The sequence below is a fragment of the Halorubrum trapanicum genome, assembly GCF_017873555.1.
Taxonomy (GTDB): Archaea; Halobacteriota; Halobacteria; order Halobacteriales; family Haloferacaceae; genus Halorubrum; species Halorubrum trapanicum.
The window spans coordinates 50,552-68,691 of record NZ_JAGGKE010000002.1 but is presented as its reverse complement, the minus strand read 5'-3'; the positions used below and the strand labels follow the sequence as shown (position 1 = coordinate 68,691).

Genomic DNA, 18,140 nt, shown 5'->3' with positions numbered 1-18,140 from the left:
CGCCGTCGATCCCCGCTTCCGTCAACCCTTATGGGCCGGGCTGCGTTATGGCGACCATGACAAACGTCGTAATCGTCGGCGGTGGACCGGCGGGGCTGAGCGCCGGACTGTTCGCGAGCAAGAACGGACTCGACACGACCCTCTTCGACACGGACGGGACGTGGATGCACAAGGCGCACCTGTTCAACTTCCTCGGCGTCGGCTCCGTCGGCGGCAGCGAGTTCATGGCGACCGCCCGCCAGCAGGTCGACGACTTCGGCGTCGACCGCCACCAGGGAGAGAAGGTGACCGGCGTCGAGGCGGCCGGCGACGGCTTCGCCGTGACGACCGAGGAGGGCGAGTACGACGCCGACTACGTCGTCCTCGCGACGGGCGCGAACCGCGACCTCGCGGAGTCGCTGGGCTGCGAGTTCGACGACGACGACACAGTCAGCGTCGGCGTCTCGATGGAGACCAGCGTCGAGGGCGTCTACGCGACCGGGGCGATGGCCCGCGCCGAGGAGTGGCAGGCGGTCATCTCCGCGGGCGACGGCGCCGCCGCCGCGCTCAACATCCTCTCGAACGAGAAGGGCGAGCACTACCACGACTTCGACGTGCCCGACACCGCGGCGTCCGTGTTCGGCGACCTGATCGACGACGAGGAGTAACGGTCCCGACGCCGACCGACACGGCGCTTTCCCGTCTCGGACTTTTTCGCTCCCGGAGAGCCGTGCGTCCGTCAGCACCTCGGAGACAGGTATATCACGCCTCCAACCAGTTGTAGCCTATGACATCGACGCCCTCCGCCGAGTCCGACACGCTGCTCGCCGACCTCGAACTGACGCGGGCGCTGACGATCCAGATGACGTGTCTCGGCACCCTCGGCCTGATCGTCGCGGCGTCGGCGCTCGGCGGGTTGTACGAGACGGTGACGGGCGCCCCGGCGACGTTCCAGTTCGGTCCCGTCGGCGTTGAGTGGTGGACGAGCGCGCTCGACGTCCTCGTGATCCTCCTCCTCACGACCGTGTTCCTCGTCCCGCACGAGTGGCTCCACGGGCTCGCGATCCGGTACTACGGCGGCGAGCCGCGGTACGGGTTCGGCGTCGCGCACTTCATCCTGCCGTACGCCTACGCGACGACGGACCACGAGTTCTCCCGCGATCAGTTCATCGTCGTCCTGCTGACGCCGCTGGTCGTCATGACCGCCGTCGGCGTCCCCCTGATGCTCGTCTTCGAGTGGGGGTGGCTGGTGGTGCCGCTGGCTGCCAACGCCGCCGGGGCGGTCGCCGATCTCTGGATGACGCTGACGCTGCTCGGCGTGCCCGCGGATGCGCGGCTCCAAGATCACCCGAAGGGCGTCCGGATCTACGGCGACGCAGACGACCGGCCGCGCCGTGTGTCGGTGACCGCGCTCGTCTGGGACGGACTCGCGGGCGCCGCGGTCGCCGCCGTCGCGGTGTTCGTCCTGCTGGCGGTGGTCGGCCCGTTCGCGCTGGACTACCTCGGCGTCGACTCGCTCACGATCGGCACCGAGGGGACGTTCACCTACCTCTTCTCGTTCGCGTCGACGCCGACGGAGATCTCCCTGAGCGTCGGGCCGGGCGTCCTCACCGTCGGCGCGGCCGTCGGCCTGGCGTACGCGCTCGCCATGGGGTACCGGCGGGCGAGAGAGCCCGTGTCGTCCGCGGAGTCGAACGCGGGTGCCGGGCGCTGAGTCGGGAGCGACCGACCGGTCGCCCGGTCGCCCGGTCAGCGACGCGACAGGCGTCGCCGCACTCCCCTCGCCGCGCGCCGCGCCCCGCGAGCGACCCGCATCGCCCCGAACGCGCCCCGCACGAACCAGTCGGTCGGGACCCGGTCGGGGAAGGTCAGCGGGCCGACCCGCGAGACGCCGACGGTCCGCGTCTCCGTGTACCGCTGAATTCCCTCCGGTCCGTGTCGACGCCCGAGCCCGGAGTCGCCGAACCCGCCCATCGGCGCGTCGACGGCGCCCCACGTCGCGAGGAACGCGTCGTTGACGTTCACGGTGCCGCAGTCGATATCGCGGGCGAGCTCGGCGCCGCGCTCGCGGTCCGCGGTCCAGACGCTCGCGTTGAGTCCGTACGGGGAGTCGTTCGCGGCCGCGACCGCCGCGTCCGCGTCCGGGACCGGCGTCACCGCGGCCACCGGCCCGAACGTCTCCTCGCAAGCGACGGTCGCGTCCGGGTCGACGCCGGTCAGCACCGTCGGTTCGTAGCAGTAGGATCCGACGTCCGGACGGGCGCGCCCGCCGGTCTCGACGGTCGCGCCGCGCTCGCGGGCGTCGGCGACGTGCGACTCGACCCGGGCCAGCTGGTCGGCGTCGACGAGCGAGCCGAGGTCGGCGCCGTAGTCGTAGCCGGTCCCGAGCGTCAGCGCCTCGGTCTCGCGGACGAACGCGTCGAGGAACGCATCGTACGCGGACTCGACGACGTAGACCCGCTCGGCGGAGAGGCAGAGCTGGCCCGCGTTCGAGAAGCAGGCCTGGACCGCGCCGCGGGCGGCCTCGTCGACGTCGGCGTCGCCGAGCACGACGAGCGGGTTGTTGCCGCCGAGCTCCAGCGAGCAGCCGATCAGGTTCCGGCCCGCGCGCTCCGCGATCGTCCGGCCCGTCTCCGTGCTGCCGGTGAACGCGACGTAGTCGACCGCGTCGATCAGCGGCGGGCCGACCGTCGGTCCCTCGCCCGTGACGACCTGAAAGAGGTCGTCGGGGAGGCCGGCGAGCTCCAGCAGCTCGGAGAGAAGCAAGGCCCCGTACGGGGTCTTCTCGTCCGGCTTGAGGACGACCGCGTTGCCCGCGGCCAGCGCCGGGATCGCGTCGGCCATCGAGAGGGTGAGGGGGTAGTTCCACGGCGAGATCACCCCGACGACGCCGACCGGCTCGCGCGTGACCGTCGCAGTCGTGATCCCGGGCGCCACGCCCCGGCGCCGCTCCTCGGCGAGCGCGTCGGGCGCCTCGCTCGCGACGTACGAGCAGCCGCTCGGGACGTCGAACAGTTCCTCGACTGCGGTGCGACGGGACTTCCCGGTCTCGACCTGGAGGACGTCGAGCAGCTCCTCGCGGCGGTCGACGACGAGGTCGCCGAACCGGTCGACGATCCGCGCGCGCTCGTCGACGGGGGTCTCGGCCCACTCTTCTTGGGCCGCTCGGGCGCGCTCGACCGCGCCCCCGACGTCGGCCGCGTCGCAGGCCGGGACGCTCCCGATCCGCTCGGCTGTCGCCGGGGCGAACACGTCGAGCGCGTCGGGCTCGCCGCTCGGGCCGTCGCCGTCGTCCGCGGGCCGCGAGCGCGCCACGCGGTCTGCGAGGGCGTCGAACCGTCGGGCCGCGAGCGCCGGGGCGTCGCCGACAGCCGTAGGGGGATCCGTCGAGGACATCAGCTACCGGAGGGACGGCCGGCGGAGGGAAAGCCGTACCGGCGGCGGGGTGTGAGTTCAGTCGCTCGGTGGCCGGTCAGTTCGGCGAGTCATCGCCCCCCTTCGACTGACTCGGCCGCCGCCGCGACGGCCTCCGACGATGCGCCGCCTTCCGAGAGCATGTCGATCACTTCGAGCAGCAGCGAGACGACGAGGGGACCGACGATCACGCCGACCGCGCCGAGCGTGAGGATGCCGCCGACGAACCCGACGAAGTAGAGACCCGGCGAGATCTTCCCGGTCCAGTCGGCGAGTCGCGTCCGGATCACCGCGTCGGGGACGAAGGCGACGACGACCAGCCCGATCACCAGCACGGCGACCGCCCGCCCGGTCTCCCCGACGAGGAAGTCGCCGGCCCCGAGCGCGACGATCAGGACGCTCGGACCGACGATGGGGATGAACTGGAGAACCCCCGCGATGACGGCCAACAGGACCGGCGAACCGTATCCCAGCGCCCAGAACACCGCGAACGCGAGGACGAACGTGCCCGCCGCGGTCGCGGCCTGAAGCACGTAGATCGAGTACAGCGTCTGCCGCGTGCGCTCGTGGAGCCGGGTCGGGATGTCGTGGTACTCGGCCGGCACGACGCCGAAGACGGCGGTCTCGACCGCGCTCGGCCGGTAGAGGATCCCGTACACGAGGAACGTGAACACGACGAGCTCCAAGACGAGCACCGGTGCCGCGCCCGCGACCGCGAGCGCGACCCCCCGGACCCACGTCTCGGCGGCCGCGACGAACGGCGCTATCTCGACGACCGTCTCGAACCCGCCGACGCTGATCGGGACGGAGTCGGGGATCTGGCGGATGATCTCGATCAGCTCCGACCGCCGTCGGTACAGCGCGTACAAAAGCGGCGCCACGAGGAGCGTGGCACCGACGAACGCGACGGCGGTGGCGGCGGCGCACGCGATCCGGCGAGAGAGGCCGCGGCCGACGAGCCGCTGCCGGATGGGATACAAGACGTACGCGACGGTGACCGCGAACACCACCGTCCGTAACACCTCCGCCAGCACGGCCGCCGCGAGCGTCGCCAGGGCGACGAGCAGGACGCCCAACAAGCGTTGCCGGTTGAGAACCATGCCGTCGTGTCGCGATCGGCGAGCAAAGTCGTTGTGGTGGGGGCGGCGACCGCGAGGAGATACTTAAACAGCCTCGGCCGGCGGCGACGGTAACTTATAAATCAATGCGGTGGCGCGTGCCGACGAGCGCCCGCAGGGCGCGAAGTCGCACGCGCGAGGTCGTCGGGCTTCGCCCGACTGCCAGAGGCGCGTCGCGCCTCGCTGTCACCGGACTCCGTCCGGTTTCAAGCGAGAGCTTCGCTCTCGCACTGTCGCCGGCGCGACGCGCCGGCTGCCAGAGGGACCGAAGGTCCCTCGCTGGAGTCAGTCGCCCTCCGCGTTGCTCCGGGCGACTGACGAGGCTGGGGAGGCGTGAGGCGCTGTGCGGGGTGGGACTCAAAGGGGCAGTCACCGGCGGCAAAGCCGCCGGTTGCCCGTGGCGCGTAGCGCCACGCTGCCGCGAGGGCGGCGCAGGCGACGTAAGCACTGGAACGAGGGAGCAAACGAAGTGAGCGACCGAGTGAAGCGCGCAGCGAGCGTGCGCCGCCCTCGCGGCTGAGGCTTTGGAAGCGCCCCCTGTCGAATCGTCGGAGCACCGACGCGGAACACGTCGGTCCGCCCCGCGACTGCCACCCGCAACCACGGCGCCGCCACCAGCAACCACAGCACCTAACCTCGCGGCCGCCCGAACGCGGGTATGCGCATCGACCCGTTCGGCCTCGAACGCTGGTTCGCGGAGCACGAACACGAGGCCGACATCATGCTGGCCGAGAGCGGCATCCGGTCGCTCGACGCGAGTCGGTTCGACCTCGACCCGGGGAAGCTCGGCTACGTCATCCCGACGAACGGGGACCCCGAGTTCCGGGCGTCCGTCGGCGACCGCTACGACCGCTCGGCCGACGAGGTGCTGTTCACCTGCGGCACGCAGGAGGCGAACTTCCTGACGTTCCTCTCGCTGCTCGGCGACGAGGGCGCCGTCGACGGAGACGGCGGGGAATCGGGCGTCGGCTCCGGCACCCACGCCGTCGTCGTCACCCCCACCTATCAGGCGCTCCACGCCGTCCCGGACGCGTTCGGGGACGTGACCCGCGTCGAACTGGAGCCGCCGGAGTGGGAGCTCGATCCCGAGGCGGTCGCCGACGCGGCCCGCGACGACACCGCCGTGATCGTCGCCAACAACCCGAACAACCCCACCGGCCGGTACCACGACGAGGCCGCGATGCGCGCGGCCTACGACGTCGCGGTCGAGCGCGACGCCTACCTGCTCTGCGACGAGGTGTACCGCCTGCTCGCCGCGGAGCCGCAGCCGCCGGTCGCGAGCTACGGCGCGCACGGGATCTCGACGACCAGCCTCACGAAGGCGTACGGGCTGGCAGGGCTTCGGTTCGGCTGGATCGCCGGCCCGGAACCGGTCGTCGAGCGCGCGTGGCGCTGGAAGGACTACACCACCATCTCGCCGAGCCTCTTCGGCCAGCACGTGGCGAAGCAGGCGCTCGGGCGGCGCGAGGACCGAATCCTGTCGGAGAACCGCGAGCTGGCGGGCGACCACCGCGACCGCGTCGCGACCTGGGTCGACGAGCACGACCTCGACTGGCTTGACCCCGTCGGCGTCAACGCCTTCGTGACGGTCCCCGACGGCTTCGCGGACGCGGAGGACTTCTGCCGGACGGTCGTCGAGGAGGCGAGCGTCGTCCTCGCGCCCGGACACCTGTTCGGCTTCCCGGACCGCTTCCGGATCGGGTTCGGCCTCCCGACCGAGGAGTTGGAAGACGGTCTCGACCGGGTGAGCCGCGTGATCGAGGATCATACGGCGGAATCCGACTCGGCCGCGACGACCGGGGGTGACGCCTGATGGGCCTGCTGGGCGACCTCAAGGACGACGTGGTCGGGTTCGTTCGCGACCCGACCGACGAACAGAAGGTGCTGTTGGTGACGTTCGTCGCCATCGCGGTCGCGGACCGGTACCTCTACTTCAACGATATCCCGTTCGTCGTCCGGACGACGGCCGCGGTCGGCGTCGGCTTCATCGTCATGTTCGTCGTCAGCTACCTGTACACGGGACAGCTCGTCCCGCCGGACGGGAACGTCGACGACGAGAGCGAACGCGAGGAGTACGTCGACGAGCTCGACCCGTAGATCCCCTTTTTCGGAGGGAACTCCGTCGTCGCTACGTCGCCGCGGTCGCCGCCGCGCCGGCCGCCGCCGCAGAGCCGTCGCCGTTCGCGTAGTTCACCGCGTCGCCCCAGTCGACGGGTGGGACGCCGGGGTCGCCGTCGTCGGCGTCCGCCACGTCGCTCCGGAGGTCGCGGTGGTCGTAGTCGCGGTCGCGGAGTCGCTCCGCGATCTCGGGCGTGACCGCGACGCGTTTCACCGTTCGTCCGACGCCGCCTATCGAGCCGTCGTCGAGTCCGAACTCCACGTCGTACCCGCGGACGTGGGCGTCCTCGAACTCGTCGTGGAGGGCCGCGGCCGCGCGGGCGGCGTGGCGGTACACGCCGTCGGTGCCTGGATCGGCGGTCCCGAGCGGGACCCGGATCACCGGGACGTACACCGGGTCGCCGTCCTCGTGTTCGGCGACTTCGTGGAGGTCGGCCGCCGACGGCACGTCGGCTCCCTCACGGACCGGCGCGTCGGTGGGGGCGGGAAGGTCGTCGCCGAGCGCGTCGGCGACGCGGTCGACCCGCTCGTCGCCCGAACCGTACACGTACACGCCGATGCTTCCGAGCAGTATCGCTCCGGTGACGGCGGCCGCGCTGACGGCCGCCGCGATCCCGCCGCCGATCAGCGGGAGCGCCGGGAGCGCGTCGACCGCCACGTGAGCGGCGTCGATGGGGGGATCTGGATCGGGATCGGAACTGGAGGGACCTGACCCGCGATTGGGGAGATCTGAACCGGGGACATACGCGCCGTCTTCGTCGGGTCTCGTGTTGAACGTTTTCCCGACTTCGGCCGCTTTCCACTTTGTCGACCGGCCCGCCCGCTCGACCCGCGAGCGCCCGCCCGACGGCGTTCCAAACCGTTTATACCCGCCCCGGCGGAATTAGCGGCTATGCCGCGAGAGCAGAAGCAGGTTCGCGAACTCCAGGAGGGCAGCTACGTGATGATGGACGACGCGCCCTGTAAGATCAACCATTACAGCACCGCCAAACCCGGTAAACACGGCAGCGCCAAGGCCCGCGTCGAGGGGAAGGGCGTCTTCGACGACAAGAAGCGCTCGCTCTCGCAGCCGGTCGACGCGAAGGTGTGGGTCCCGATCATCCAGCGCAAGCAGGGACAGGTCGTCAACGTCAGCGGCGACGAGGTCCAGGTGATGGATCTGGACACCTACGACACCTTCACGATGCGAATTCCCGAGGGCGAGGACTTCTCCTCGGACGACAACATCGAGTACCTCGATTACGAGGGCCAACGGAAGATCATCGGGTAATCGGCATGTTCCCCGGGGCGACGACCGACCGCGAAGCTGCTTCCTACGTGGTCGTCGGCGCTCCGCTCGACGCCACGACCACTTTTCAGCCGGGCACCCGGTTCGGACCGGACCGGGTCCGGCGATTTGCCGAGACGTACGACGACTACGACCCCCGCACCGAGAGCCGCTTCTCCGCGCTGGGCGTCCACGACGCGGGCGACGTGCGCCCGTGGGACGACGTGCCGGCGTACCTCGACCACCTCGCTGCCGAACTGCGGAGCGTCGCCTACGACGACGCCGTCCCGCTGCTCGTCGGCGGCGAGCACACGGTCACGTACGCGGGCGTCGAGACCGTCGACCCCGACGTGCTCGTCGTCTGCGACGCGCACCTCGACCTCCGCGAGGCGTACGACGGGAACCCGTGGAACCACGCCTGCGTCACGCGCCGGTGTCTCGACGACCTCGGCGTCGACCGAGCGGTGATCGTCGGGGCGCGGACCGGCTCCGAGGCGGAGTGGAACCGCGCGGCCGACGCCGACGTGGAGGTCGTCGCCCCCGAGGACGCCCGCGAGTGGCTCGACGCGCTCGGCGACGGCTCGGCGGGCGACGCCGACGACCGACCGTTCGCCGCGGACGAGTCCGTCTACTGCTCGGTCGACATCGACGGCCTCGACCCCGCCTACGCTCCCGGGACCGGGACGATGGAGCCGTTCGGGCTGGACCCCCGAGAGGTCCGCGACCTCGTCCGGGCGGTCGCGCCCCGCGCCGACGGGTTCGACGTCGTCGAGGTGAACGACCGCGACGACGGGCAGGCGGCGGCGCTCGCGGGGAAACTGCTGCGGGAGTTCGCGCACTCGCACGCGAGCGCGGTCGCCGAGGGGCGGACCGGCGGCTCGGAGTAACGGGCGACGCGGGCAACGCGAGGCGCTCGACGGTCTCGGCTCCTACGACACCTCGGAGAGTCGCCGCCGCGCGGCGGTCACCGCCTCCATCGCGTCGATCCACTCGCGGGGGTCGGTACACCAGATGCGGTCCCCCTCGACGCTGACGCAGAAGACGGACTCGCCGGAGGGCGACAGCGTGACGCGGTCGACGTCGGGGCGGTCGCCGAGGTACGCGTCGATGAGTCGTCGCGCGGTCTCCGCCTCGGAGCGGAGGCGGTCCCCCGCGGCGTACTCGATGGCTATCTCTGCCATACGCTCTGGTTGGAACTACACGATTAATAACTGCTGTTTTCTGGCAGCGATTGCGGGTTTCGCGGTCGGTTCGTCGCGAGTCGACCCTCCGCCGCCACCTACCGCCCGTCGAACACGACCTCGCCGTCGACGACCGTCAGCGCGATGTCGATCTCGTGGACTGCGTCGGCGTTCTCCCACGGCGAGGCGTCGAGCGCGACGAGGTCGGCTCGCTTTCCGGGTTCGACCGTCCCGAGTCGATCCTCGTCGAAGCCCGCGTAGGCGGCGCCGCTCGTGTACGCGCGCAGCGCCTCGGTGACGGTGAGCCACTGGGACTCGGCGGGGGCGTTGACCGCGTGGTGGACCCCGAACAGCGGGTCCATCGGCATCCCGTCGGAGCCGAAGGCGAGTTCGACCCCCGCGTCGAGCAGCTCCCGGTAGCGGTTCGTCTCCGCGGTGCGCTCGGGACCCAGTCGCTCCTCGTAGAGTCCGCCCTCCCCGGCCCACTTCAGGAAGTTCGGCTGGACGCTCGCGACGACGCCGGTCTCCGCGAGGCGCTCGATCGCGTCGTCGTCGGCCAGCTCGACGTGTTCGATCCGGTGGCGGGCCTCGCCCGGGTCGGTCGCCGCGGCCTCCTCGTAGGCGTCCAACACGGCCGAGACCGCCTCGTCGCCGATGGCGTGCGCGGTGAACTGGAAGCCCGCCTCGGTCGCCGCGGCCACCGTCTCGCGCAGTTCCGCGGGGTCGACGACCCACTGGCCCGTCTCGTCGGGGTCGTCCGCGTACGGCTCGGAGAGCCGGGCGGTCCGGCCGCCGAGGCTCCCGTCCGTGTACGACTTGATCGCGCCGGTCTCGACGCGGTCGCCCCCGGCGTTCGTCGCGAGACCGACCTCGCGCGCCGCGTCGAGGTGGTCGCTCCAGTAGTTGATCCGGACGCGGGCGGTGAGTTTTCCCGCCGCGTCGAGGTCGCGGTAGACGCGCGGGGCGTGCGAGTCCCGGACCATGTCGTGGAAGCCGGTGATCCCGCGGGCGGCGCAGTGTTTGAGCGCGGCCTCGACGACCGCGCGCGTCTCGGCCGGACCCGGCTCGACCGCCCGGTAGATCGGGTCGATAGCGGCTTCGAGGAGGACGCCGGTCGGCTCGCCGTCGGCGTCGGTCGGCACCGTCTCGTCGGGGGCGTCGTCGAGCGCATCCGCGAAGCGGTCGAGCGCGACGCCGTTGACGGCCGCGACGTGCATGTCCTCGCGGAACGCCGCGACCGGGCGCTCGGTAGAGACGCGGTCGAGGTCGTCGCGCGTCAGGTAGCGCGACTCGTCCCACGTCGACTCGTCGTAGCCGTAGCCGAGCACCCAGTCGCCCGTCTCGGCTTCGTCGGTGGCCGGGTCGCTTTCGTCGTCCGCCGCGTCGCCGCCGCTCTCCTCGGTTTCCACTTCCGCCGCGCGCTCGGCGAGCAGGTCGACGGCCGCCTCGGGCGAGTCCGCAGCCGAGAGGTCCGCGTGGACGAGGTACCGACCGACGGTGGTCAGGTGGGTGTGCGCGTCGACGAACCCGGGGAGGAGGACGCGGCCGTCGAGGTCGACCACGTCGGTGTCGACGCCGGCGAGTAGTTCCACGTCGTGAGTCCGCCCGGTCCGGACGATCTCGCCGTCGCGCACGGCGACGGCCTCGCGGACCGCGTCGCCGCCCGAGTCCGGGTCCGCGAGCGTGTGTACTTCCCCGTTCACGAAGATCCGGTCCGCGGCCTCGGTCATGGGAACTCGGGGGGCACACAGCGTGTTAACCGTTCGGGAAACGGCGACCGATTTATTCGCTCGGCCGGCGAACCGCCGCGTATGTACGACAACGTCCTCCTGCCCACCGACGGAAGCGTCGGCGTCGACCGCGCGATCGACCACGCGATCGACGCCGCCGACCGCTACGACGCGACGCTCCACGTCCTCTACGTCGTCGACAGCGACGTGGTGAACGCCTACTCCGGCGACGAGTTCGTCGACGGCGCCGAGGGCGCCGAGGAGACGCTCGAAGAGACCGGTCGCGAGGCGCTCGACACCGTGGCCGAGCGCGCCCGCGAGGCCGGCGTGGAGGCGGTCACCGCCCTCCGGTACGGCGTCCCCCACGAGGAGATCCTCCGGTACGTTGACGAGGCGGACGTCGACCTCACGGTGATGGGGTCGAAGACGCGCTCCGGCGACTACCGCCGCATGCTCGGCTCCGTCACCGAGCGCGTCTCCAGACAGTCGGCAGCGCCCGTGAGCATCGTGAAGACGACGGTCGACGCCTGACCCTCGCGTCTTTTATAGGCAGTCTCGCACGTCGGCCGCGACCGCCGACAGCGCCGCCTCCGCGGCGTCGACGCGGTCCGCGAGGCTACAGAAGCCGTGCGCCATCGCCGGGTAGTGCCGGTGTTCGACCGGCGTCCCCTCGCGTTCGAACCGCTCCGCGAGCGCGACGCCGTCGTCGCGCAGGGGGTCGAACCCGGCGGTGACGACCGTCGCGGGCGGCAGGCCCCCGAGGTGGTCTGCGCCAAGCGGGACCGCGTAGGGGTTCGCGGCGTCGACCGGACTGCGGAGGTACTGCTCGTAGAACCACCGCATGTCCTCGCGGGTGAGCAGCGGGCCGTCGGCGTTCTCCCGGTAGGCGTCCGTCTCGAAGTCGTAGCCGGCGATCGGATAGAGCAGGAACTGCCCGGCCGGCTCGGGGCGGTCGGCGGACTCGCGGTCGAGCCGGTCGGTCGCCCGGGCGCGGAGCGACGACGCGACCGCGAGCGCGCCGCCGGCGCTGGTGCCCGAGACGCCGACCCGGTCGGGGTCGACGTCGAGCGCGCCCGCCGCCTCCGCGACCCACTCGACCGCCGCGGCCGCCTCGTCGACCGCGACCGGGAACGGGTGTTCCGGAGCGAGTCGGTAGTCGACCGAGACGACGACCGCGTCGGCGCGGACCGCGAGTTCGCGGCAGATCCCGTCGACCGAGTCGAGCGTGCCGAGCGTCCACCCGCCGCCGTGGAAGTGGACGAGGGCGCGGCCGGTCGATGCGCCTTCGGCCGTTCCGACGGCGCTTTCGGGCCGATACACCCGGACTGGAACCTCGCCGTGGGGACCGTCGAACGCGAGGTCGCGCACCTCGGCCACGGGCGGTTCGGGCGGCCCGGAGAACAGTTCGTCTTCGAGGCGGCGCGCGGTCTCGACCGAGAGGTCGCTCCACGCGGGGGGTCCCAGCGACTCGGTCTCGTCGATCGCCGCGGCGAGGTCCGGGTCGAGTTCGTCCGCGCGCATACCGGGGCGAGGCGGTGGGACTTTGTAAGTCGGTCGGCAACTCCGGGCGATGGACGTCCGGTTGACCTACGAGGACGGGACGATCCGGGTCGACGCGGACGCCGACCTCGCGCCCGACGCGCTGCCGCCGCTGCCCGGCGTCGAGACCGACCCCCGAACCGGGACCGGTCGCGCGCCGGCCCACCGCTACGCCGAACTCCGGCGGGCGCTCCGGGTCGCCGGCGTCTCCGTCGACGACCGGGTCCTCGCGGCGAGCGACCGCGCCGCGAGCGAGGCCGGACTGCCGGACGCGCTCGTCACCGACTACGACCTCCGCGAGTACCAGCGCGAGGCGCTCGACGCGTGGCGCGACGCGGGCGACCGCGGGGTGATCGAGCTCCCGACCGGCGCCGGCAAGACCGTGATCGCGATCCGCGCGATGGTCGAACTGGGCGTGCCGACGCTCGTCGTCGTCCCCACGGTGGACCTGCTCGACCAGTGGCAGCGCGAGCTGGAGCGCGAGTTCGACCTCCCGATCGGCCGCTTCGGCGGGGGCGAGCAGCGCCGCGAGGCGGTCACGGTGTCGACGTACCACTCCGCGTACCTGAAGGCTGACGGCGTCGGCGACGCCTTCGAGTTCGTCGTCTTCGACGAGGTCCACCACCTCGGCGGCGAGGGGTACCGCGACGCCGCGCGCCTGCTCGCCGCCCCCGCGCGACTTGGGCTGACCGCCACCTTCGAGCGCCCGGACGGCGCGCACGAGGTCGTCGCCGACCTCGTGGGCGACCGCGTGTACGCACTCGACGTGGACGACCTCGCGGGCGGCCACCTCGCGCCCTACGACATCCGGCGGATCGAGGTGGCGCTGACCGACGCGGAGCGCGAGCGCTACGACGAGAAACAGGGCACCTTCGTCGAGTACGTCCGCGACGCCGGGATCACGTTCACGAGCGGGAGCGACTATCAGGAATTGGTCAAGCGATCGGGCAACGACCCGGCCGCCCGCGAGGCGCTCCTCGCGAAGCAGGATGCCCGCGAGATCATGATGAACGCCGAGCGGAAGGTCGACCGGCTGGCCGAAATCCTCGACCGGCACCGCGACGACCGCGTAATCGTGTTCACGGCCCACACGGACCTCGTCTACCGCCTCTCGGAGCGCTTCCTCCTGCCCGCGATCACCGCCGAGACGGGCGCGACGGAGCGCCGCGAGATCCTCGAACGCTTCCGCGACGGCACCTACGGGCGGGTCGTCGCCGCCAACGTCCTCGACGAGGGCGTCGACGTGCCCGACGCGAACGTCGCGGTCCTGCTCTCGGGTTCGGGCAGCGAGCGCGAGTTCACCCAGCGGCTCGGCCGTGTGCTCCGGCCGAAGGAGGACGGCGGCCGGGCGACCCTCTACGAACTCGTCAGCGCAGAGACCGCCGAGGAGCGCGTGGCGAGTCGACGACGCTGACCGAACGCGGTGGCGCGTGCCTGCGAGCGGCCGACAGGCCGCGAGTCAGCACGCGCGAGGGACGCCGCGAGCGGAGCGAGCGGCGAGGCTGGGGAGGCGTGAGGTGCGGCTGCTGTGCGGGGCGGGACTCAAAGGGGCAGTCGCGAGGCGGCAGTAGGTGACGTAAGCACCGCAGGAACGAGCGCAGCGAGTGACGAGGAGCGTGGTTCGAAACGACGAAGCCGTTTCGTCATCACGAGACGCCTTCGGCGTCTCGAACGACAACGAGCGTACTGCCGCCTCGCGACTGGGGCTTTGGCGGCGTTCACTGCCGATGCGCGATTAGCTATCTGGCCTGTTGGAATCCGCGGTGAGAGACACGTTCTACCCCAATTCCGGCCAGCACAGAGAACCCACAGACTGGAGTCGGTCGACACCTCTCTCACATCTGTGAGAAACGCCTTGCGTGACACAATGGCTAAGTCCGACAGTTCTCGTAGCGGTCTATTCGACCTGATTCCGCTTAGAATCCATCCGTCTCTCGTGATGTCTCTTAAATAAATACAGCAGAAGCCCGACGAACGATACAAACAGGCCTAACGGAATAATCCAGACACTAGTTAACAGAGCCAAAAGAAGGGAGACGAATACAAGCAAGATACCGGCCGCGACGATATCTTTCGGCTCCATGTTTTTCGTTAGATATCTGAATTTATAAATTGTAGCTTCACTATCCCGGTCGTGTCCCGCAAGCCTTCTGAACACCTCTCTAAGCTAGTAGAGCCTTCTGCGGCCGATATACGCGTGTTAACGACCGGTCGTTTCGAACGAGAACACACCTGTAAACAAGGTCCAACGAAGCCGGCTATTTGTAAACGAGCGGCCGCGGTTTCTGAAGCAGTCCTCATCGATCTCCCGTCAGTTCCGCCAACCGCGACAGCCCACCGAGATCAATCGTCGCCGTCCATGTCGAGCGAGCGCTTCTCGCCCAGCTCCGCTTCGAGGCTGCCGCGCTCCCAGCTGCGGACCGCGTCGCCCTCGACCTCGGCGCGGAGCTTCTCTTCGAGGAGGTTCACCGCGACGCTGTTGGCGCCCTCCGGGATGATCACGTCGGCGTGTTTCTTCGAGGGTTCGATGAACTGCTCGTGCATCGGCTTCACGGTCGAGAGGTACTGGTCGATGACGCCTTCGAGGTCGCGGCCGCGGTCGATCACGTCTCGCCGGATCCGCCGGAGGATCCGAACGTCCGCGTCGGTCTCGACGAACAGCCGGAGGTCCATCATGTCGTTTATCTCCTCGTCGTACAGCGCTAAGATCCCCTCCAGCACGATGACGTCGGTCGGCTCGACGGTGACGCGCTCGTCTTCCCGGTTGTGGATCTCGAAGTCGTACTGGGGCATCTCGACGGACTGTCCCTGGAGGAGGGCTTCGAGGTGCTCGCGGAGCAGTTCCCACTCGAACGCCGAGGGGTGGTCGTAGTTGACCTCCTGGCGCTCCTCGAAGTCGAGATGCGAGAGGTCCTCGTAGTAGTTGTCCAAGGGGATCCGCGTGACGCTGTCGCCGAGGTCGCGGGTGACGAGCCGGGAGACCGTCGTCTTCCCGGCGCCCGTCCCCCCCGCGATCCCGATCACGAACGAGGGAATAGCCATATTGGCGTTCGAACGCCGGCGGGTTTGAACGCTCCCTTTTCGTCGTCGCGACCGATCCGCGAGCCGTCGCGGCCCGACCCGTGAATCGTCGCGCACGACTCCGCGATAGTCCGCCGCGAGCGACTCGCGCGAGTGTCGCGCGTGACCTTGCGTCGCTCAGTGTGCGAACCGATCGCAAGGCTACGTACGGTGCCGATATAACGGTGTCGGGGGCACCTTTTAGCCGATCGGAGCAAATTCGAGAGGTATGCGAACAGACACCACGGTTCGTGACGTGATGCACCGCGAGTTCCTCGGCGCCAGCGAGTCGGACTCGCTCTCGGACGCGGCCGCCTTGTTGGTCGAAGAGGAGACGAACTGCCTCGTCGTCGTGCGCGGCGGCGAACCGGTCGGCCGTTTGGAGTCCCGCGACGCGCTCGACGCGCTGTTGGACATGACCGGAGACGCCGACGAGTCCGGGGCGGGAACGGAGGGCGACGAACGTACCGCCGACGACCGCGCCGCCGACGAACGTAGCACCGACGACCGCGCAGCCGACGAACGCAGCACCGACGACCGCGCAGCCGACGAACGCACCGTCGGCGACGCGATGGGTCCGCCGCTACCGACGGTGTCTCCGGACGACTCCCTGTCGGCGGTCGAAGAGCGACTCATCGCGGAAGGGACCGACCGGGTCGTCGCCGTCGACGACGGTGAGGCGGTCGGCGTCGTCACGGACGGCGACGTGCTCGCCGCCGGCGCTCCGCGGACGGGCACGGGGACCGACGGGTTCGGCGACGAGACCGCGACCGGCGAGACGCGGCCGGACGGGACGGTGCTCTCGGCCGCCGCCGCGGACTCCGACGCCGAACGCGGCGCCGGGACCACGATCGGTCCGGGGTCGACGGCGGACCGCACAGCGGCCGCGTCCCGGGACGAAACCGCGGGGACGGACGGCGGTACCGACCCGATTGCGGGAGCGCCGAGCGGGGCCTCGACGCAGGGCGTCTGCGAGAACTGCGGCGCGCTCGTTCCCGACCTCGTCACCGCTAACGGGCAGGCCGTCTGCCCGAACTGCCGCGAGATCTGAGTCGGCTTCTGAGCGGTCGATCCGACGGCCGGCAGCCTCAACACGCCGCGAGCCGAAGTCGGCCGTATGGCCGAGACGGACCCCCGCGTCGAGCCGGCGAGCGCCGACGACGTCGACGCCGTCACCGACATGTGGGTGGCGCTCGCGGCGGGCCAGCGCGAGCACGGCGCCACGCTCCGCGCCGAGGCGAACCGCGCGACGGTCCGCGAGTGGGTCGCGCAGTCGGTCGTCACGGGCGACCTGTTCGTCGCTCGCGATCCGGAGACCGACGCGGGAAAGAGCGACGAGACCGACGTCGTCGGCTTCGTCGGCTTCTCGCTCGAACGCGGCGACTACGAGCGCGACGCCACCCGCGGCACCGTCAGCAACCTCTTCGTGGTCCCGGAGCGTCGCGGGGAGGGGGTCGGCGCGGCGCTGCTCGACGCCGCCGAGCGCGCCCTCGACGAGGCGGGCGCCGAACGCGTGGCGCTGGAGGCGCTCGCCGACAACGACCGCGCCCGGGCGTTCTACGCGGCGCACGGGTACGACCCCCACCGCGTCGAACTGACGAAGTCGTTGAGCGACGAGGCCGCCGGCGGACGCGACGGCGAGGATCCCGGTACTCCGGACGGCGAGGACTCCGACGCGCCGGACGAAAGCGACTGACGCCGGCCGGGTTCGCGGAAAGCGACACGCACACATAGGAGGACCGAGTACGGCCGCACGCGCCAGGGGAGCATGGGTGGTTCATGCACTCGACTTGTAATCGAGACTTCCGGGGTTCAAATCCCTGCCCTGGCTCTATCAAGTTTCTGAATGATTCCACGGCAGACCGGCACCAAGTGAGGTTGTGTGTCCTGTCGACAGTTGGATGATTATATAGAAACCACGATCGAGTGTCACAAATCAGGATCTCGGCGTGACCTCTAATAGTAGTGGTAGTAGTAACTGTTTTGTATCATCGCACCTCTATTGTCACACGCACCACGGGACGTGGCAGTAATGTGCCTATCCCCAATGACCATCAGAGCGACGGTGCCTCGCCGCTGTAACGGCGAGTAAGCCTGCTCCAATCAGGGAGCGAAATCCCATTATACCCTTTCAATACATGAATAGTGCCGCCAGTGGTCAGCTGGCGGCTACTTTTTCAGTTCACATACGACCACGCCACGAGACCAGCGGCGGCAAGTCCGGCGCCGATCGTGGGATGGCCGTTGCGAACGAGCCATGCTCCCATCAGAACTGCAAATCCCGGCGCTGTAACACCGGGAAAGAGCGAAATCCCATTCATATTATACCCTTCTGCGTGGTATTTCATCCACACAGACCGCCGCTCATCGGCGACTTGCGACCGCTTTGACACGACCGCTATCCCCGCTTGATTGTCATCACGTATGAACCTCCGGTTCGGGGTGGGCGTAGGTCATCCCCGCTCCCACCAGTTGCCGCTCTCCCGTGCTTCAATGTCGACGCCTGTAGAGACACCACGTCTCCGTCTGGACGACAAGTAGTCCTCCTCACGCAGATCGTCGACGAGTTCGTGAAGCCTGCCGTACACCTTCACGCGTTCTCGTAGTCGACCACCTGCCGTACCCTGCCACTTCGGCTCCGAGTGATATGATGGTACGACCGTCGCGAAGCGTTCCAAGTAGGTCTCTCCCCGCGACCGTCCCGCGGACATTTTTTAAGTAGCCCCGACATCCA

General features: G+C 69.9%; 17 protein-coding genes and 1 tRNA gene. 11 read left to right on the top strand and 7 right to left on the bottom strand.

Annotated elements, in window-relative coordinates:
• Positions 1 to 56: 56 nt before the first annotated feature.
• Both J2744_RS02675 and J2744_RS02670 read left to right on the top strand, forming a co-directional pair.
• Positions 57 to 647 (top strand): FAD-dependent oxidoreductase, encoded by a 591-nt coding sequence (locus J2744_RS02675; protein WP_209544169.1) that lies wholly within the window; start codon positions 57 to 59, stop codon positions 645 to 647.
• A 119-nt stretch (positions 648 to 766) separates the two neighbouring features.
• Complete coding sequence (locus J2744_RS02670) at positions 767 to 1,693, top strand: DUF3267 domain-containing protein (RefSeq protein ID WP_209544160.1); 927 nt, start codon at positions 767 to 769, stop codon at positions 1,691 to 1,693.
• A gap of 35 nt (positions 1,694 to 1,728) precedes the next feature.
• Here the strand turns inward: J2744_RS02670 and J2744_RS02665 are convergent, their stop codons facing one another.
• Positions 1,729 to 3,375, bottom strand: coding sequence for a succinic semialdehyde dehydrogenase (locus J2744_RS02665; RefSeq protein ID WP_209544158.1), 1,647 nt, complete (start codon positions 3,373 to 3,375; stop codon positions 1,729 to 1,731).
• 89 nt (positions 3,376 to 3,464) lie between these two features.
• Positions 3,465 to 4,493 carry an AI-2E family transporter gene (locus J2744_RS02660; RefSeq protein ID WP_209544156.1) on the bottom strand — a complete coding sequence of 343 codons (1,029 nt, stop codon included), beginning with the start codon at positions 4,491 to 4,493 and terminating at the stop codon, positions 3,465 to 3,467.
• Positions 4,494 to 5,169: 676 nt separating this feature from the next.
• On the opposite strand from J2744_RS02660, the gene J2744_RS02655 reads away from it, so the two are divergent.
• Positions 5,170 to 6,324: an aminotransferase class I/II-fold pyridoxal phosphate-dependent enzyme gene (locus J2744_RS02655; protein WP_209544153.1), complete on the top strand. Its 1,155-nt coding sequence runs from the start codon at positions 5,170 to 5,172 to the stop codon at positions 6,322 to 6,324.
• A complete protein-coding gene (locus J2744_RS02650; RefSeq protein ID WP_209544151.1) occupies positions 6,324 to 6,608 on the top strand; it encodes a hypothetical protein in 285 nt (94 codons plus the stop codon). Before J2744_RS02655 ends, J2744_RS02650 begins: the two co-directional genes overlap by 1 nt.
• Before the next feature lie 31 nt (positions 6,609 to 6,639).
• Here the strand turns inward: J2744_RS02650 and J2744_RS02645 are convergent, their stop codons facing one another.
• The gene (locus J2744_RS02645; protein WP_321169779.1) at positions 6,640 to 7,287 is read right to left on the bottom strand and encodes a hypothetical protein; all 648 of its coding nucleotides are present in this window, start codon (positions 7,285 to 7,287) and stop codon (positions 6,640 to 6,642) included.
• Positions 7,288 to 7,521: 234 nt separating this feature from the next.
• On the opposite strand from J2744_RS02645, the gene J2744_RS02640 reads away from it, so the two are divergent.
• Both J2744_RS02640 and J2744_RS02635 read left to right on the top strand, forming a co-directional pair.
• The gene (locus J2744_RS02640; protein WP_049932521.1) at positions 7,522 to 7,899 is read left to right on the top strand and encodes a translation initiation factor IF-5A; all 378 of its coding nucleotides are present in this window, start codon (positions 7,522 to 7,524) and stop codon (positions 7,897 to 7,899) included.
• 5 nt (positions 7,900 to 7,904) lie between these two features.
• Positions 7,905 to 8,783 carry an agmatinase family protein gene (locus J2744_RS02635; RefSeq protein WP_209544149.1) on the top strand — a complete coding sequence of 293 codons (879 nt, stop codon included), beginning with the start codon at positions 7,905 to 7,907 and terminating at the stop codon, positions 8,781 to 8,783.
• A gap of 42 nt (positions 8,784 to 8,825) precedes the next feature.
• Here the strand turns inward: J2744_RS02635 and J2744_RS02630 are convergent, their stop codons facing one another.
• Positions 8,826 to 9,077: a SelT/SelW/SelH family protein gene (locus J2744_RS02630; RefSeq protein ID WP_209544147.1), complete on the bottom strand. Its 252-nt coding sequence runs from the start codon at positions 9,075 to 9,077 to the stop codon at positions 8,826 to 8,828.
• A gap of 98 nt (positions 9,078 to 9,175) precedes the next feature.
• Positions 9,176 to 10,807, bottom strand: coding sequence for an amidohydrolase (locus J2744_RS02625; protein ID WP_209544145.1), 1,632 nt, complete (start codon positions 10,805 to 10,807; stop codon positions 9,176 to 9,178).
• A gap of 81 nt (positions 10,808 to 10,888) precedes the next feature.
• Between J2744_RS02625 and J2744_RS02620 the strand changes: the two genes are divergently transcribed.
• Positions 10,889 to 11,338, top strand: coding sequence for a universal stress protein (locus J2744_RS02620; RefSeq protein WP_209544142.1), 450 nt, complete (start codon positions 10,889 to 10,891; stop codon positions 11,336 to 11,338).
• A 12-nt stretch (positions 11,339 to 11,350) separates the two neighbouring features.
• On the opposite strand, the gene J2744_RS02615 is transcribed toward J2744_RS02620, so the two are convergent.
• Positions 11,351 to 12,328 carry an alpha/beta hydrolase gene (locus J2744_RS02615; protein WP_209544140.1) on the bottom strand — a complete coding sequence of 326 codons (978 nt, stop codon included), beginning with the start codon at positions 12,326 to 12,328 and terminating at the stop codon, positions 11,351 to 11,353.
• 49 nt (positions 12,329 to 12,377) lie between these two features.
• On the opposite strand from J2744_RS02615, the gene J2744_RS02610 reads away from it, so the two are divergent.
• Positions 12,378 to 13,760 (top strand): DEAD/DEAH box helicase family protein, encoded by a 1,383-nt coding sequence (locus tag J2744_RS02610; RefSeq protein ID WP_209544138.1) that lies wholly within the window; start codon positions 12,378 to 12,380, stop codon positions 13,758 to 13,760.
• A 929-nt stretch (positions 13,761 to 14,689) separates the two neighbouring features.
• On the opposite strand, the gene udk is transcribed toward J2744_RS02610, so the two are convergent.
• Entirely contained in the window at positions 14,690 to 15,388 is a 699-nt protein-coding gene (udk, locus tag J2744_RS02605) for a uridine kinase (protein WP_209544136.1), read from the bottom strand.
• Between the two features lie 247 nt (positions 15,389 to 15,635).
• Between udk and J2744_RS02600 the strand changes: the two genes are divergently transcribed.
• The 3 genes from J2744_RS02600 (at position 15,636) to J2744_RS02590 (ending at position 17,237) form a co-directional block, all read left to right on the top strand.
• A complete protein-coding gene (locus J2744_RS02600; protein ID WP_209544134.1) occupies positions 15,636 to 16,457 on the top strand; it encodes a CBS domain-containing protein in 822 nt (273 codons plus the stop codon).
• A 66-nt stretch (positions 16,458 to 16,523) separates the two neighbouring features.
• Complete coding sequence (locus J2744_RS02595) at positions 16,524 to 17,102, top strand: GNAT family N-acetyltransferase (RefSeq protein ID WP_209544125.1); 579 nt, start codon at positions 16,524 to 16,526, stop codon at positions 17,100 to 17,102.
• Between the two features lie 61 nt (positions 17,103 to 17,163).
• A tRNA-Thr gene (locus tag J2744_RS02590) sits at positions 17,164 to 17,237 on the top strand.
• Positions 17,238 to 18,140: the final 903 nt, after the last annotated feature.